This is a genomic window from Rathayibacter sp. VKM Ac-2879 (assembly GCF_015351245.1).
GTDB lineage: Bacteria > Actinomycetota > Actinomycetes > Actinomycetales > Microbacteriaceae > Rathayibacter.
In genome coordinates, this window is sequence record NZ_JADKSO010000001.1 from 212,249 (window position 1) to 226,797 (window position 14,549).

The following is a 14,549-nucleotide window of genomic DNA, read 5'->3' on the forward strand; positions in this document are numbered from 1 at the left end:
GTGAGTGCTGCTCCTGTCCCCGAGCCCGTCGATGTCCCGCTCGACGGCGGGTCGATCCGCCTCGGGCAGTTCCTGAAGTTCGCGGGCATCCTCTCGGGCGGAGAGGCTAAGGAGGCGGTTGCCGAGGGGCTCGTGACCGTCGACGGCGAGGTCGACCTCCGTCGAGGCCGCCAGTTGGCGGTCGGGGATGTCGTCGGGTTCGACGGGAACCGGTTCCGAGTCGGCGCCTGATCGGCTCACAGCTCGCCGTAGTGTCGGTGAGACACCGCTCAGAGGGCGGTGCTCCGGCGTGTTGGCCGGCGCGTCGGCGCACACTGGCTCCTGACACCCGGGACGACAGGAGATGCGCATGCAGTTGGGTGTTGCGTGTAATACAAGGCTGGTCGAGTCGTTCGCGAAGTACGTCGCGCCCTCCCTGGGCTGGGTTCCGAACTACACGACGACGGGCGCGTAGCTCGACTGTCGGGTCCTCTTGCCGGAGACTCGCACGTCACCTCTCTCCGCGACCGTCTAGCTGAGGCTATGCACGAGTCTGAACACCTCGCAGACCACAGGCATTTTGACGTCGAAGCCGCGCGGACTACTGGAATGCGTGCGCCAAAAGCGCTCGTGCGCCTCGCGCCACTCTTTCAACGAGAGGTCCCCCTCCCCTTCCGCGCGAGCGTGTCGTTCCGTCACCTCGTCGAAAGGTATGACCTCCACTGCGAGCGTCTGAATCACCGCGCGCGGCGCACCGCCACCATCGAGGACGATGCTGAAGTCGCGTTCAGTGGGCAACGACTCCGGGTCAGCCTCGTAGTCCCACAATGATGAAGCTGTCGCCGTCTTCTTCCCCGAAAGGACCAGCTCGAGGAGACGATCTGCTTGTTCCTCGCTAGCGCCGAACGCCCACGCGTCGGGGACTCGTTGCGGAAGTCCGTCAACGATCCTCCGAGAAGAAGCCCAGAAGGCCACGATCGATTCATCGACGCTCATCACGTCACGATATCCGCACGAGTCTTGCCGAGTCGCACCCGCGCGTCGAGCAATTGCTTGCGATCACCTTCCCGAGCCAGCTCGGCATTCACTTCATGAACGTCACTCTGCCGGGAGGGAGCGCGGGGATCGCACCGATCCTCGGGGCGACCGCGAGGACGGCGGAGGACGTCGGCTGCGCGTGGTTCACGATGATGGACCACTACTTCCAGATGGAGCACTTCGCCACGAGCGAGGACCCGATGCTGGAGGGATACACCTCCCTCGGTTTCGTCGCAGCCAAGACGGAGACGCTCCGTCTCGGCCTCCTCGTCACGGGTGTGACCTATCGGCACCCCGGACTGCTGGCGAAGATCGTCACCACGCTCGACGTGCTCTCGGGCGGCCGAGCGATGCTCGGCATCGGAGCGGCCTGGTACGAGCGCGAGCACCTCGGGCTGGGCGTCCCGTACCCGCCCTTGAAGGAGCGGCTCGAGCGGCTCGAGGAGACGCTGCAGATCTGTCTGCAGATGTGGAGCGACGACGATGGCCCGTTCGAGGACGCGCACTACCGGCTCGCCGAGACGCTGAACCACCCCGTGCCGATCCAGCAGCCGCGGCCTCCGATCCTGATCGGAGGTGGTGGTGAGCGCAAGACGCTCCGTCTGGTGGCGCAGTACGGCGACGCCTGCAACCTGTTCGCCACGAGCGCGGACGATGTCGCGCACAAGCTCGACGTCTTGCGCCGTCACTGCGACGAGCTCGGACGCGACTACGGCTCGATCACGAAGACGATCACGGGCGGCGGCGAGCCGATCGCGGATGCGGACGGCGTCGTACGCGCGATGGCGGACTAAGCGGCGATCGGGATCGACCATGTCCAGTTGGCGCCGATGGGGCCGGACCCGGAGGGCTACGTCGCGCGGCTCGGCGAGGGCGTGATCGGGAGGCTCGGTGAACTCTGACGGTCGGTCGAGGTGCATGACGCGTTGCCGGACGCCGGGGCGGAGGTGGTACTTCGGTAGAGGTCCTGCCTCCGAGGCCTGTGGGGTTGATCTGCGCACTTAAATGCCCCCCGAAAGGGTGATTCCCTAGACGGGGGCCTGGAGCGCGACCTAGAGTGCAAGCCACCCAACTTGGGTTTCTGAGTCCACGCTGACGTGGGCAGATCGCGGGCCTCCATGCCGCACGTGTCCGATCGCACCACTCTCCGACGTCGTCGGCAGGCCCGCACGAGAGCGACGGTCGGCGTGGGCGTCGTCCTCGCTGTTCTCGGAGCGGGTCTGCTCTCGCAGGGCGCTGCGCGCGCAGCCACCGCGCCGGACCTCGGGACCGCGGCGTCCTACTCCGTCCTGGCGGCGTCGACGGTGACGAACACCGGACCGACGATAATCCCGCTGAACCTGGGCGTCAGCCCGCTCTCAGCGGTCACCGGATTCCCGCCGGGCGAGGTCGATGGTTCGACCGAGCGCGGGACGGCGCCGGCCGCGCAGGCTCAGAAGGATGTCGGCACCGCCTACGACGACCTGTCGGCGCAGGCGACCACCGCGCAGATCCCGGCCGACATCGGCGGCCTGACCCTCAAGCCCGGCGTGTATACGGCGGATGGACCGGTCGGGATCACCGGCGCGGTCAGCCTCGACGCCGAGGGCGTCAACGAATCGGTCTTCGTGATCCGGGCGGCGTCGACTCTGATCACCGCGTCGGCGAGCTCGGTCGCCCTTATCAATGGAGCCCAGGCCTGCAACGTGTACTGGCAGGTGGGCAGCTCCGCGACGCTCGGGACCGGATCGAGCTTCGCCGGCTCGATCCTCGCCCAGGCATCGATCACGGTCACGACGGGAACGACGGTAGAAGGCCGAGCGCTGGCTCGGACCGGCGCCGTCACGCTCGACTCGAACCTGTTCACGGCGCCGGGTTGTGAGCCGACTGAAGGTGGCGGGCCGACGCCTACGCCGACGGTGACACCCACGGTCACCCCGACTGTGACGCCTACGGTTACGCCGACGGTGACACCCACGGTCACCCCGACTGTGACTCCTACGGTTACGCCGACTGTGACGCCCACGGTTACGCCGACTGTGACTCCTACGGTGACGCCGACTGTGACTCCTACGGTGACGCCGACTGTGACTCCTACGGTGACTCCTACGGTTACGCCGACTGTGACGCCGACGGTTACGCCGACTGTGACGCCGACTGTGACGCCGACTGTGACGCCCACGGTTACTCCGACCGTGACCCCAACCGTGACCCCAACCGTGACCCCAACCGTGACCCCAACCGTGACCCCAACCGTGACCCCTACGGTGACCCCGACTGTGACGCCCACGGTTACTCCGACGGTGACGCCGACCGTGACCCCGACGGTCACTCCGACGGTGACGCCCACGGTGACCCCGACTGTGACGCCGACTGTCACGCCCACGGTGACCCCGACTGTCACTCCCACGGTGACCCCGACGGTCACGCCGACCGTGACCCCGACGGTCACCCCGACCGTGACGCCGACGGCTACTCCGACGAAGACGCCGACGCCGAGCAGCACGCCGACCGCGTCCGCTCCGGCTCCGCTTCCGTCACCGTCAGCGGGCGGTGTCGTGCCGACGGGCGGATCGCACGGACCGCGCGGTCCGCAAGCCGGGCTGGCCTCGACCGGCGTCGACGGGACATCGACGGCGACCGCCGTGGCACTGGCCCTCGTGGCTCTGCTTGCCGGTGGGCTGATGCTGGTCCGACGTCGACGCGGTGACCGCACCGACAGCTGACCGTCGACAACGCGAGCGGTGCGTCGGGACCTCCTCACCGGGGCCCGGCGCACCGCTCAGTCGGTCGGGCGCCGGGCGCCCTCGCTGATCAGGCCTGTGAGACGAAGGCGTGCCCCTCGACCGCACGATCCTGGATGCCCGGCTCGCGTCGTGCAGGGCTTTCGGCCCCGGCCTGTGCGTGTGCCTCGGCGAGCAGCGCGACCGAACGCAGTCGTGCCTCCGTCTGCGGCGACGCAGGGGCGATGATGACCTCGTCGGCGTCGGCCGAGCGGGCGAAGTCGGCGACGTAGTCGGCCACTTCAGCGCCCGTGCCGACCCCGGTGTAGGTGGTCATGCTGGCCACATGCGCACCGATCGGCGCGCTGAGGAGGGCGTCGAGCTCCTCGTCGTCGAAGGTCTGGCCGGCCGAGATCTGGCCGCTCTGGCGCAGCAGCATCAGGAGGCGCGCACGCTTCATCTGCGCGAACTGCTCCTGGGCATCCTCCGCGGTCTCCGCGGCGATGGCGTTCATTCCGGCGATCACGTAAGGCGCGTCGAGCTGCTCGGAGGGGCGGAAACCGCGGCGGTACTCGGCGACGGCCTGGTGCAGTGCGTCCGGGGCGAAGTGCGAGGCGAAGGCGTACGGCAGCCCGAGAGCGGCGGCCAGTTGAGCGCCGAAGAGCGAGGAGCCGAGGAGGTACAGGGGGACGCGCGTGCCGGCCCCCGGAGTGGCGCTGACGCCGGGGACGCGCGACTGGCCCGCGAGGAACGCCTGCAGCTCGAGGACGTCCTGCGGGAAACGCTCCGACGCCTCCGGGCCGCGGCGCAGCGCACGGAAGGTGGCCTGATCGCTGCCGGGAGCGCGGCCGAGACCGAGATCGATCCGGCCGGGATGCAGCGTCTCGAGGGTGCCGAACTGTTCGGCGATCGTGAGCGGCGAGTGGTTGGGGAGCATCACGCCGCCGGAGCCGAGGCGGATGGTCGAGGTGTGCGCCGCGATGTGGGCGATGAGAACCGAGGTCGCGCTCGAGGCGATCGTCGCCATGTTGTGGTGCTCCGCATACCAGACCCGACGGTACCCGCTGCGCTCCGCCTGCTGGGCGAGGTCGACGGAGGCGGCGAAGCTGTCGCGCGCGCTCTCTCCCGGGGCGATGGGGGCGAGGTCCAGGATCGAGAGGGGAAGGGTCATGGTGACGCCAACGTCGGCGGGTGCGGCGGTGTTCCCGCCGCGGCTCACTCCTCGGGGATCTCGCGCCCGAATCGCTCGAGCGTCACCTCCTCCGGCTCGGGGCCGCCACGCACTCCCGTCTCGAGCGCGTCGAGGCGGGTGAGTTCCGATCCCGTCAGCGAGAAGTCGAAGACGTCGATGTTCTCGGCGATGCGCCCCGGATCGGTCGACTTCGGAATGACCTGGCGCCCCTCCTGCAGGTGCCAGCGCAGCATGATCTGCGCGGCCGAGCGCCCGTACTTCTCGGCCAGCTCGAGGATCACCGGCTCGTCGAAGCTGCGGCGGGGCGCGTCACGGTAGGAGGTGATGCCTCCGATCGGCGACCACGCCTGCGTGAGGATGTCGTGCTCGCAGCCGAAGCGCTCGACTCCGCGCTGCTGGAAGAACGGATGCACCTCGATCTGGTTGACGGCGGGAACGACGTCGGTCTCTGCGAGCAGACGGGTCAGGTGGGCGACCATGAAGTTGCTGACGCCGATGGCGCGCACCCGGCCGTCCGCGAGGAGCGTCTCGAGCGCGCGATAGGCGTCCAGGGTCCGCTCGAAGGCGCTGGGGAGCGGCTGGTGGAGGAGGAGCAGGTCGATCCGATCCACACCGAGCTTCGCCGCACTCTTGTCGAAGGCGTGCAGCGTCTGCGCATAGCCGTAGTCGCTGATCCACACTTTGGTCTCGAGGAAGACGTCGTCCCGACCGGCGACGGCGGCGCCCACCTCGCGCTCGTTGCCGTAGGCGGCGGCCGTGTCGACGTGGCGGTAGCCCGCATCGAGGGCTGCGGTGACGGCGGCGACCGTCTCGTCGGGCGGCGTCTGGTAGACGCCGAGTCCGAGGGCCGGGATCTCGACGCCGTTGTGGAGAGTGAAGGTGCTCATCCCGTCACGCTACGCACGCGCGCGGGCCAAGGGGAGGGGCGCGACGGGACTCCCGGCGGGCATCCGGGATGGAGCGCCTCGGGGCGTGCTCCTTATACTGGCCGGGTCGTCGCCGGAGGGGCCGGCAGGGGACGGAGGACGACGATGGCGGAGCGCGGCGTGCGGCACGGACGCCTCCGCCGGCCGTCGGGCACGCGCTGGGTGCTGCAGCTCGTCGCGGCCGTCGCTGCCGTGATCGCCGTGAGCGGCACCTCCCTGGTGGCCATCGCCGCGGCGAACATCGGCGGCAACGTCGCCGACAATGCTGTCGACCTCGGGGTGGTGCCCACCAACCAGGCGCCGCAGCTCGGCGCGATAGAGGGCGCCTTCACCGTGCTCGTGGTCGGCACCGACAACGACGCGGCCCAGGGAGACCAGTACGGCGCGCGTGAGGGTGTGCGCAACGACGTCACCATCGTGCTGCACGTGTCGGCCGACCACTCGAGCGCGACAGTGGTCAGCTTTCCGCGAGACCTGATCGTCGACCGGCCAGAGTGCACCGACCCCGAGACGGGCGTCGTCTCGGAGGCAGAGACGGATGTGTCGCTGAACACCGCGTTCGAGAACGGCGGCCTCGCCTGCGTCAACAACACGATCCAACAGTTCACGGGACTGAGCATCCCCTACGCGGGCTGGGTGTCTTTCAACGGAGTCATCGCGCTCAGCAACGCGGTCGGCGGCGTCCCCATCTGCCTCACCGGCCCGATCCTCGACACGGATTCGGGCCTGGACCTGCCGGCCGGCACGACCACCGTCTCCGGGTCGATGGCGCTCGCGTTCCTCCGCAGCCGGCACGGCGTCGGCGACGAGAGCGATCTCGCGCGCATCTCGTCGCAGCAGCAGTACCTCGCCTCGCTGATGCGGACGATGCGCTCGTCCGACACCCTCTCGGACATCCCGACGCTCTACGGACTGGCGCAGGCGGCGTCGTCGAACGTCCACCTCTCGACGAGCCTGACGAGCCCGGCGACGATGATCTCGCTCGCCCTGGCACTCAAGGACATCGACCTCGCCCGAATGGTGTGTCCTCGGCGACTCCCGAGGCGATCGCGGCACCCGGCCAGACCGCAGCCGACGAAACGTGCGCGGTGCCCGCGGAGTGAGCCTCCTGCCCGCGCGTCAGGCGGGGAGCAGCGCCCCGACACGACGGAGGGCCCGCCCGCGTACGGACGAGCCCTCTGCGCAGGTGCGGCTCAGCCGTTGATCGGCAGCAGGATGCCCTTCACCGTCTCGTCGGTCGCGAGGAACTCCTGGACCGCCGGGTCCTGGAACGCCTGAATGAGCTTCTGTACGTTCGCGGTGTCGCGGTAGCGCGAGCCGATGGTCAGCTGGCCGGCGAAGTCGTCGGGCGCCTGGGGCGCGTAGATCTGCTTCTCGACCGGGATGCCGGCCGCGAGATAGTACTCGGTGTAGCCGACGGCCGCGTCGAGGTCAGGGAGCGCCCGCGACTGTGCCGCGAAGTCGAGCAGCGTGAACTGCAGGTTCTTCGGGTTCGAGGCGATGTCCTCCTGGGTCGCGGTACCGGGCTGCGTGCCCGGCTTGAGCGTGATGAGACCGGCGCTCTGCAGCAGCCAGAGCCCCTGCGCCTCGTTGGCAGGATCGGAGTAGAGCGAGATCGTGCCGCCGTCGGGGATCTGCGAGACGTCGCCGTACTTGTCGCTCCACAGCCCGAAGCCCCAACGGAACACCGGAGTCGCCGCCTCCTCCGCGAAGTCAGGGTTCGCCTCGAGCACCTGGCCGAGCCAGAGCTTGTGCTGATACACGGTCGCCGCCACCTCGCCCTCACTCACGGCGCGGTTGATGGTGTTGCTGTCCGAAAGGCCCTTGAAGGCGACCGAGATGCCATAGCGCGGCGCCACCTCCTTCGCCACGAAGTTCACCAGCGCCTGCTCGGAGGCATTGCCCTCGGCGGTCGCGACGTACAGCGTCGCACCGGCCTGTTCGTTGGCCGAGACAGTGGGCGAGAGCAGCGGGATCGCGATGGCGGTGGCGACGCCGACCACCACGACGGCCGCGCCGGCGATCCACGGCCAGCGGCGCTTCTTCTTGAGTTCGAATCCGAGGTCATCAGGAGTGGACATGGCAGTGCCTTTCGAGCAGTCGCGGACCGAAGCGGCGCGCGGAAGGGAGCGCTCGGGGGAGGCGAGCGCGAAGGGGGAGAAGGGTTAGACAGTGACGGCGACGCGCGGTGCTCGGCCAGAGCGCGCGGCACTCGGCGTGGTTGCCCGCACGAGCGCGTCGCCCGTGAGCTGGACGGCCGCCACGGTTGCGACGAGGATCACGATGGTCGCGAGCATCACCGTGGTGTCGAAGCGCTGGTAGCCGTAGGTGACGGCGACGTAGCCGATCCCGCCGGCGCCGATCGTGCCCGCGATAGCGGAGTACTCGATCATCGCGATCGTGTTGATCGTGAGGCCGCCGATGATCTGCGGGACCGCCTCGCTGAGCTGCGCCGATCGGATGACCTGCAGACGCGAGGCACCGGAGGCGCGCGCCACGCGCGTCAGCGAGAGTGGGACGCTCCGCAGAGCGTTCTCGACGATACGGGTGAAGAAGGCGATCCCCGCGATCGACATGGGCACCACGGCGGCGGGGATCCCGATGTTGGTGCCGGTCAGCAACCGCGTGAACGGCATGATCGACGCCATCAGGATGAGGAACGGGAGCGAGCGTCCGACACTGATCACCCAGCTCACGACCTGGTGCGCAGCACGGTTCTCGAAGAGACCGCCCGGAGCGAGATTGTGCACGGCCGCGCCGAGGGGCACACCCACCAGCACGACGATCGCCATCACGATGCCGACCATGATGAGCGTCTCGCCCAGCGCGGGCAGCACGAGCGCGGGGATGTCGGCGAGCGGGACCTTGTTGTCGAGGTGCAGGATCACGCGGCCACCTCCTCGACGAGGGCGCGGACGCCGACGCGAGCCGGGCGCACCGAGAGGCCCAACGCCTCCGCCGCGCGCGTGAGCAGAGCCTCATCGACCGGGCCGAGCCCGACCGTCGCGTGACCGACGGCCTGGCCGTCGATGGTCTCGATCGCGGCGCCCAGCAGCGCGACCGGCCCGACGGACGCGGCGAGCCGCGTCACCCAGTCGGCAGGAACGTCCGGCCGGGCGTAGCCGACGACCCACTCGTCCACTCCCGCCTCCGCGACCACCGAGGGGCGAACGGGGTTGAGCGCGAGGCCGAGCGGCGAGGAGGCGTCGCGCAGGAGGTCGACGAGCCGTCCCGACTCGACGATGCGCCCCTGATCGAGGCGCGCGACGGAGTCGGCGACCTGGCGGACGGTCTCCATCTCGTGCGTGATGAAGAGGATCGACAGCCCGAGGTCGTCACGGAGCTCCTTGAGGAGTGTCGTGATCGCCGTGGTCGAGGCGGGGTCCAGGCCCGAGGTCGCCTCGTCCGAGAGCAGCACGGAGGGTCGCAACGCGAGCGCGCGTGCAATGCCAACGCGCTGGCGCTGTCCGCCCGACAGCTGGTGCGGGTAGTAACGAGCGCGTTCGGAGAGGCCGACCCGCTCGAGCAGCTCGCCGACGCGGCGGGTGGTCTCGGCCCGGGTGACGCCGAGGTACTCCAGCGGCAGGGCCACGTTCTGCTCGGCAGTCCTGCGGCTGAACAGCCCGTCGGACTGGAACACGGTGCCGATGCGGCGACGGGCGATGCGCAATTCCCGCTCGGAGAGCCGCGAGAGCGCGTCGCCGTTGACGATGACCGAGCCTGAGGTGGGTCGCTCGAGGAGGTTCACGCAGGCGGCGAGCGTGCTCTTGCCTGCGCCGCTGGGGCCGACGACGGCGAAGATCTCACCGGTCGCCACCGAGAAATCGAGTCGATCGAGCACGGTCACGGCGGCGTCGCCGTGACCGTAGACCTTGCTGAGCTGCTCGAGGCGGATCATGAGGGGTCCTTCGGGGAGGGTGGGCGAGAGCGTCGGGGGGTGCGCTCGGCGCCGAGAGGGGGAACGGCTCGGGGGAACGGTGTCGTTCCGATGTCGATGATGGAGTGCGCGCGGATCATCCGTCACCGGGGGCGTCGTTCGACGTAATAGAACGGTCCACGAGCCGCGCCGGTCAGCGGCGAGACTGGAGGCGTGACTCCTGATCCGGTGACCGAGCTTGACATGCTGGCGCGGCGTGCGCTCGCCCTCACCGGCCGCGGCGGCCGCACGATCGTCGCGATCGCCGGAAGCCCCGGCGCCGGGAAGACGACGCTCGCGCGGGCCGTCGTCGCTCGCGCGAACGAGCTCGCGGGCGAGGGTACCGCCGCGTTCGTGCCGATGGACGGATTCCATCTCGCCAACCAGACCCTGGATTCGCTCGGCCGGCGCGACCGCAAGGGCGCTATCGACACCTTCGACGGCTGGGGTTTCCTCGCACTGGTGCGGAGGCTGCGCGTCGAGACCGGGCACGTCGTCTACGTGCCGACCTTCGAGCGGGAGAGAGACGAGCCAGTCGCGGGAGCGCTCGCCGTTCCCCCGCGCGCGTCGCTCGTGGTGCTCGAAGGCAACTACCTCCTGGTCGACGAAGATCCGTGGGCGTTGCTGCGGGCGGAGTTCGACGACGCGTGGTTCTGCTCGACGACCGAGGGCGTGCGGAGTGCGCGGCTGGTAGAGCGGCATGTGAGAGGCGGACGGTCGCCTGCGCAGGCCGCGGCGTGGGCCGCCGAGGTCGACGGCGCGAACGCCGCACTGATCGAGGCAACGCGAGAGCGCGCCGACCTCGTCGTGTCGGGGTCGGTGGCGTGTGAGACGCACAACCTCAGCTGAGACGGGCTCTCGCGCACGATCGTGCGCGACGAGCCTTCTCGGCTGACGTTGTGCGTGCCGCGCGTCACGCGGGGAGCAGTCCGATCACCACGGACATGACGAGAACCGTCACGAGCTCGTGCGTGACGTTGAGCACCGTCAGCGCGACCGGGCGCCCCTCGAAGGCATCGTGGGTGACGAAGCGGGCTGCCGTGAAGCCGGCGAAGAGGAAGAGTCCGGTCACGAGGGCGTTCGCGAACCAGCTGCCGCCGTAGAAGGAGTGCGCGATGTCGACACATCCGGCCAGCACCAGTGCCGTCACGAAGCTCACGACGAGGGTGACGAGGATGGGGACGAGCGCGCTTCGCGCCCGCATGGTCTCGTGGCTCATGCCGATCAGGCGCATCCACAGAGCTCCGAAGACCTTCGGGGTGTACCAGATCGAGCCGACGACCATGGTGGACAGAGTGGCGAGGGCGACGGCCCAGGGGTTGATGTCGGGGACCATGGGGGCCTCAGTGGGCCGCGCGGCGGGTCAGGATCATGTGGATGACGCCCTGCGGAGAGGGGGTCGACTCGATCTCGAAGCGCTCCTCGAGGCCCTCGAGTCCGTCCCATAGGCGCTCGCCGCGGCCCAGGACGATCGGCACGAGCACGATGTGCAGGAAGTCGATGAGGTCGGCCTCAAGGAACTGCCGGACCGTCGCGACGCCTCCTCCGATGCGGACGTCGCGGCCACCGGCCAGCTCACGCGCCTTTTCGAGGGCCGTCGTGGGATCGGCGTCGACGAAGTGGAAGCTCGTGCCCCCCTCCATCTCGAGCACCGGGCGGTGATGGTGGGTGAGGACGACGACCGGCGTGTGGAAGACCGGGTTGTCTCCCCACCAGCCGCGCCACCGCTCGTCCTCCCAGGGGCCGCGGTGCGGACCGAACTTGTTGCGCCCCATGATCTCGGCGCCGATCCCGTCGGCCCACCGGCCCGCGAAGGCTTCGTCGATACCCACGGAGGCGGGCGACTTGCTGGGCAGACCCATCGCGCGGAACGTCGGCGTCGCGAACGCCCAGGACATCAACCGCGAGCCCGCGTGACCGAAGGGGGCATCGATCGTCTGGCCCTCCCCGGCACCGAAGCCGTCGAGGGAGACCGAGAAGTTGTGGACGCGGACGAGGGACATGGCGGCTCCTGGAGGTACTGGCCGCTCAACCGCGCCGGGTCGGTCGAGTGCGGATCCAGGACAGACGATGGCAGAACCCGGCACGGTTGTATACGGCGGCCTCGTCGTGGCGCTCAGAACTTCTCGTGGACGGCTCAGAACTCTTCGTAGTCGTACGGCTCCGGGTCCTGGTCGATGACCGGTCGCGCGATCGTCGCGCGGTTGTTCTTGATGCGCGAGCGGATGTCCTCGACGGCCGCATCGACCGCGTCGCTCGTGCCGTCGACGTCCCGGATGGCGAGCTCGATAGGGACCACGACGAGTTCGCTGCCGGCGTCGAGGGTCATCTTGGCGTCGATGAGCTCACCGGTCTCGGTGAACGCCGGGACGGTGACGGCCTCGGAGTGCTCCTGCCGGTCGATGGCGGTCACCAGGTCGAGGAGAGCCTCGGTGACGGCATCCGTGGTGATGAAGCTTTTCGAGGCGTACGTCAACTGCTGCATCTCCCTACTGTCGCAGCGGGTGGGCGAGGGGATCTCGGGCTTGCGAGGTGCCTGCGTGCTCGGTAGTGGGTGCGGGGACTTTCACATCGACAGTGCCCTCGATGGTGCCGCCGCTCCGAATGCATACCGGGCTCGCCTGTTTCGCCTCCTCTGCGGTGGCCGGTCGGCGAGCACGGATCCTCTGGGAGTGACGAGCGCGACCCGTTCGGGAGCTTCTCCGGATCGAATCCGTGACGAATCGACCGTTCGGTACGTCTGGATCTGTAGCGGACGTTCTGCCCCCTTCCACCGGGAGGTGCGGTGGGCGCCCACGACCGAGAGAAGACCGCGCATGCCCTGCTCACTCCTCCGCCGCGCCGGGTGGACGTCATGAGCGCATCACTGTTCGCCGTCGGGAGTCCCTTCGTGCCAGACGCTGGAGCCGAGCGGCGTTTCGAGGCGGCCGGCACCGATCCCCTCGAGGCGGCGGAGGTGTATTCGGAGGCGTTCGGAGGAGGGTCTTTCACTGTCGCGGGGGCGCGCGACTTCTCGTTCCGCTACGCGTACCGGGGGAGTGAGCGGGTGACGTTGCGCACCGCCGAGTGCTCCGGGCGTTTGGTCGGTGAGGTGCCGCACCTGCGCGAGTACGTCGTCGGCTGGTTCCGGGCGGGTCGGGCGCGGATCGACCTGCGGCCGTTCACCCGGTGGGGAGGCACCGCGCCGTTCGTCTTTCCCACCGAGCGGCAGTTCGGGCTCGAGCTCGAGCCGCATCGGCAGAACCTCATCCACTTCGCGCCGGACTTCCTCGAGGACGTCGCGACCGAGTCCCATCAGGGACCGCGTCAGCCCGTGTCATTCGATCTCGAGGCCGATCCCGATCCCCGCGCGTTCGAGAACTGGCGTGCCGCAGTCTCGGAGGCGACGAGGGCGCTCTCGACGGCCGGAGTCGCTCCGCTGGTGCGCTTCTCGGCCGAGCTCCATCTTGCTCGCGTGCTGCTTCGCCTGTTCCCCTGGCGCGCGTGGGACGTGCCGGACCTGCTGCGCCGTCCCTCCGCCTCCCGCACGCGCGTGGCACTCGACTACCTGCAGCATCACGCGCACGAGCCGATCACTCCCGCGGATGCGGCGCGCGCCGCCGGCCTGCACACCCGTACGTTGCAGCAGGCCACGAGACGCCATCTCGGGGTCTCGCCCTCGGTGTATCTGCGTGAGGTGAGGCTCGACCGCGCGCACCGCGATCTCGTCGCCGGAGACCCGTGTTCGACCACTGTCGCTGCGGTCGCCCGCGAGTGGGGCTTCGGGAACCTCGGCCGGTTCGCCCACACGTACCAGCAGCGTTTCCGCGAGAAGCCGAGCCAGACGCTGCGGCGCTGAGGAGGAGTCTCGGCATCGTCGCGCGGTCTCAGTGCTCGCCGCTCCGAAGTGCCTCTCGGAGCGCCCGGCGCGAACGGAAGCCGGCTTGACGCGCCACTTCTTCCTCGATCGCCGTTGTCGGGGGATGCCGTTGGGCGAGCATCCGTTTCGCGGCCTGAAGGCGCGCGAGCCGGATCTCGCGAAACGGAGTGAGCCCGGCCGCCGAAAAGGCGTCATGAAGAACGCTCAGCGACACCGCCACTCTGTCGGCGAGGGAGGCGACTCCGAAATCGGGGTCGGCGTACTGCGCCTCGATGGCTTGCCGAGATCTCTGGAGTAAGCGATCCCGGGCCGAGGCGGGTGCCGTGAATGGCGTCTGAATCTCGGTGAAGACCGCTGCGACAGCGCTTTCGACGCCGTTCTGGAGGCGGGGCCAGGCCGCTTCCGACACCGTCGCTGCCGAGCTCAACGCCGCCGCCATCATTGCGAGGAGAATGCGCACTGTGCCGAGGCCCTCGGGGATCAGAAGGAGGCCGGGTGGCGGTTCGATGCCCCATCTTTCCGAGAATCCATCGTGGATCGCGACCTCGACGACCCCGTACGGCGCGGCGCTCACCAGTGTGGCGGGCGTGCCGGAGTGAACAACTGCCCCTCCTTTCTCGAGGTTGATTCGCGTACCGCTTTGCTCGATTCCTAGTGCGCCGTCGACGACGATGGAAAGAACCGCCGCGCCCGAAGAAATGGTGCGGGTCATGCGTTCGGCCGTAAGATAGAAACGTTCGAGGGTGAGAGTGCTCAGGGTGACTCGATCGCCATAGACTCGGAGATTCGAGACCGCCGGAAGATGATAACCGCGCGCAGCCAGCCATTCGGCTGCGGCGCCATTCGAAAGCCCGATGCTGACGTCTACCTGCGGCGACGTGAGCGGTCGAGTCATCCTGCGCATCTCCTCCCGGGAGGGAAGTCAAATGTGTCGTTC

Annotated in this window: 16 protein-coding genes; 6 read left to right on the forward strand and 10 right to left on the reverse strand. The window is 69.0% G+C overall.

Features of this window, described 5'->3' with window-relative positions:
* Complete coding sequence (locus tag ITJ45_RS01005; RefSeq protein WP_194606980.1) at positions 1-231, forward strand: RNA-binding S4 domain-containing protein; 231 nt, start codon at positions 1-3, stop codon at positions 229-231.
* 279 nt (positions 232-510) lie between these two features.
* On the opposite strand, the gene ITJ45_RS01010 is transcribed toward ITJ45_RS01005, so the two are convergent.
* The gene (locus tag ITJ45_RS01010; protein WP_194606982.1) at positions 511-975 is read right to left on the reverse strand and encodes an ASCH domain-containing protein; all 465 of its coding nucleotides are present in this window, start codon (positions 973-975) and stop codon (positions 511-513) included.
* Positions 976-1,028: 53 nt separating this feature from the next.
* Between ITJ45_RS01010 and ITJ45_RS01015 the strand changes: the two genes are divergently transcribed.
* Complete coding sequence (locus tag ITJ45_RS01015) at positions 1,029-1,811, forward strand: LLM class F420-dependent oxidoreductase (protein ID WP_323742805.1); 783 nt, start codon at positions 1,029-1,031, stop codon at positions 1,809-1,811.
* A 324-nt stretch (positions 1,812-2,135) separates the two neighbouring features.
* A complete protein-coding gene (locus tag ITJ45_RS14380; protein WP_194606983.1) occupies positions 2,136-3,722 on the forward strand; it encodes an ice-binding family protein in 1,587 nt (528 codons plus the stop codon).
* Between the two features lie 88 nt (positions 3,723-3,810).
* On the opposite strand, the gene ITJ45_RS01025 is transcribed toward ITJ45_RS14380, so the two are convergent.
* Positions 3,811-4,890, reverse strand: a complete 1,080-nt coding sequence (locus ITJ45_RS01025; RefSeq protein ID WP_194606985.1) for an LLM class flavin-dependent oxidoreductase — start codon at positions 4,888-4,890, stop codon at positions 3,811-3,813.
* A 44-nt stretch (positions 4,891-4,934) separates the two neighbouring features.
* The gene (locus ITJ45_RS01030) at positions 4,935-5,798 is read right to left on the reverse strand and encodes an aldo/keto reductase (protein ID WP_194606987.1); all 864 of its coding nucleotides are present in this window, start codon (positions 5,796-5,798) and stop codon (positions 4,935-4,937) included.
* 144 nt (positions 5,799-5,942) lie between these two features.
* Between ITJ45_RS01030 and ITJ45_RS01035 the strand changes: the two genes are divergently transcribed.
* On the forward strand, positions 5,943-7,115 hold the full coding sequence (locus ITJ45_RS01035) for an LCP family protein (RefSeq protein ID WP_194606989.1): 1,173 nt from the start codon (positions 5,943-5,945) through the stop codon (positions 7,113-7,115).
* Here ITJ45_RS01035 and ITJ45_RS01040 read toward each other — a convergent pair.
* The 3 genes from ITJ45_RS01040 to ITJ45_RS01050 all read right to left on the reverse strand — a co-directional run bounded on the left by ITJ45_RS01040 (position 7,031) and on the right by ITJ45_RS01050 (position 9,735).
* Positions 7,031-7,918, reverse strand: a complete 888-nt coding sequence (locus ITJ45_RS01040; RefSeq protein ID WP_194606991.1) for a MetQ/NlpA family ABC transporter substrate-binding protein — start codon at positions 7,916-7,918, stop codon at positions 7,031-7,033. The genes ITJ45_RS01035 and ITJ45_RS01040 overlap by 85 nt on opposite strands.
* An 84-nt stretch (positions 7,919-8,002) precedes the next feature.
* Complete coding sequence (locus ITJ45_RS01045; RefSeq protein WP_323742806.1) at positions 8,003-8,725, reverse strand: methionine ABC transporter permease; 723 nt, start codon at positions 8,723-8,725, stop codon at positions 8,003-8,005.
* Positions 8,722-9,735, reverse strand: a complete 1,014-nt coding sequence (locus ITJ45_RS01050; RefSeq protein WP_194606993.1) for a methionine ABC transporter ATP-binding protein — start codon at positions 9,733-9,735, stop codon at positions 8,722-8,724. Before ITJ45_RS01050 ends, ITJ45_RS01045 begins: the two co-directional genes overlap by 4 nt.
* Before the next feature lie 192 nt (positions 9,736-9,927).
* Here ITJ45_RS01050 and ITJ45_RS01055 point away from each other — a divergent pair, with 192 nt between their 5' ends.
* Positions 9,928-10,602 carry a nucleoside/nucleotide kinase family protein gene (locus ITJ45_RS01055; RefSeq protein WP_416365249.1) on the forward strand — a complete coding sequence of 225 codons (675 nt, stop codon included), beginning with the start codon at positions 9,928-9,930 and terminating at the stop codon, positions 10,600-10,602.
* A gap of 64 nt (positions 10,603-10,666) precedes the next feature.
* Here ITJ45_RS01055 and ITJ45_RS01060 read toward each other — a convergent pair whose 3' ends face one another.
* The 3 genes from ITJ45_RS01060 to ITJ45_RS01070 form a co-directional block, all read right to left on the reverse strand.
* Positions 10,667-11,089, reverse strand: a complete 423-nt coding sequence (locus ITJ45_RS01060; protein WP_194606994.1) for a DUF1761 domain-containing protein — start codon at positions 11,087-11,089, stop codon at positions 10,667-10,669.
* Between the two features lie 7 nt (positions 11,090-11,096).
* Positions 11,097-11,756, reverse strand: a complete 660-nt coding sequence (locus tag ITJ45_RS01065; RefSeq protein WP_194606995.1) for a dihydrofolate reductase family protein — start codon at positions 11,754-11,756, stop codon at positions 11,097-11,099.
* A gap of 134 nt (positions 11,757-11,890) precedes the next feature.
* On the reverse strand, positions 11,891-12,238 hold the full coding sequence (locus ITJ45_RS01070; RefSeq protein ID WP_194606996.1) for a hypothetical protein: 348 nt from the start codon (positions 12,236-12,238) through the stop codon (positions 11,891-11,893).
* A 369-nt stretch (positions 12,239-12,607) separates the two neighbouring features.
* Here ITJ45_RS01070 and ITJ45_RS01075 point away from each other — a divergent pair, with 369 nt between their 5' ends.
* Positions 12,608-13,591, forward strand: a complete 984-nt coding sequence (locus ITJ45_RS01075; RefSeq protein WP_194606997.1) for a helix-turn-helix transcriptional regulator — start codon at positions 12,608-12,610, stop codon at positions 13,589-13,591.
* A 28-nt stretch (positions 13,592-13,619) separates the two neighbouring features.
* On the opposite strand, the gene ITJ45_RS01080 is transcribed toward ITJ45_RS01075, so the two are convergent.
* Entirely contained in the window at positions 13,620-14,507 is an 888-nt protein-coding gene (locus ITJ45_RS01080) for an AraC family transcriptional regulator (RefSeq protein ID WP_194606998.1), read from the reverse strand.
* Positions 14,508-14,549: the final 42 nt, after the last annotated feature.

Coding starts and splice junctions, on each gene's coding strand:
- ITJ45_RS01065 (WP_194606995.1), bottom strand. CDS start 11,756: ATGTCCCTCGTCCGCGTCCACAACTTCTCGGTCTCCCTCGACGGCTTC.
- ITJ45_RS01060 (WP_194606994.1), bottom strand. CDS start 11,089: ATGGTCCCCGACATCAACCCCTGGGCCGTCGCCCTCGCCACTCTGTCC.
- ITJ45_RS01070 (WP_194606996.1), bottom strand. CDS start 12,238: ATGCAGCAGTTGACGTACGCCTCGAAAAGCTTCATCACCACGGATGCC.
- ITJ45_RS01010 (WP_194606982.1), bottom strand. CDS start 975: ATGAGCGTCGATGAATCGATCGTGGCCTTCTGGGCTTCTTCTCGGAGG.
- ITJ45_RS01030 (WP_194606987.1), bottom strand. CDS start 5,798: ATGAGCACCTTCACTCTCCACAACGGCGTCGAGATCCCGGCCCTCGGA.
- ITJ45_RS01035 (WP_194606989.1), top strand. CDS start 5,943: ATGGCGGAGCGCGGCGTGCGGCACGGACGCCTCCGCCGGCCGTCGGGC.
- ITJ45_RS01075 (WP_194606997.1), top strand. CDS start 12,608: ATGAGCGCATCACTGTTCGCCGTCGGGAGTCCCTTCGTGCCAGACGCT.
- ITJ45_RS01040 (WP_194606991.1), bottom strand. CDS start 7,918: ATGTCCACTCCTGATGACCTCGGATTCGAACTCAAGAAGAAGCGCCGC.
- ITJ45_RS01025 (WP_194606985.1), bottom strand. CDS start 4,890: ATGACCCTTCCCCTCTCGATCCTGGACCTCGCCCCCATCGCCCCGGGA.
- ITJ45_RS01050 (WP_194606993.1), bottom strand. CDS start 9,735: ATGATCCGCCTCGAGCAGCTCAGCAAGGTCTACGGTCACGGCGACGCC.
- ITJ45_RS14380 (WP_194606983.1), top strand. CDS start 2,136: ATGCCGCACGTGTCCGATCGCACCACTCTCCGACGTCGTCGGCAGGCC.
- ITJ45_RS01080 (WP_194606998.1), bottom strand. CDS start 14,507: ATGACTCGACCGCTCACGTCGCCGCAGGTAGACGTCAGCATCGGGCTT.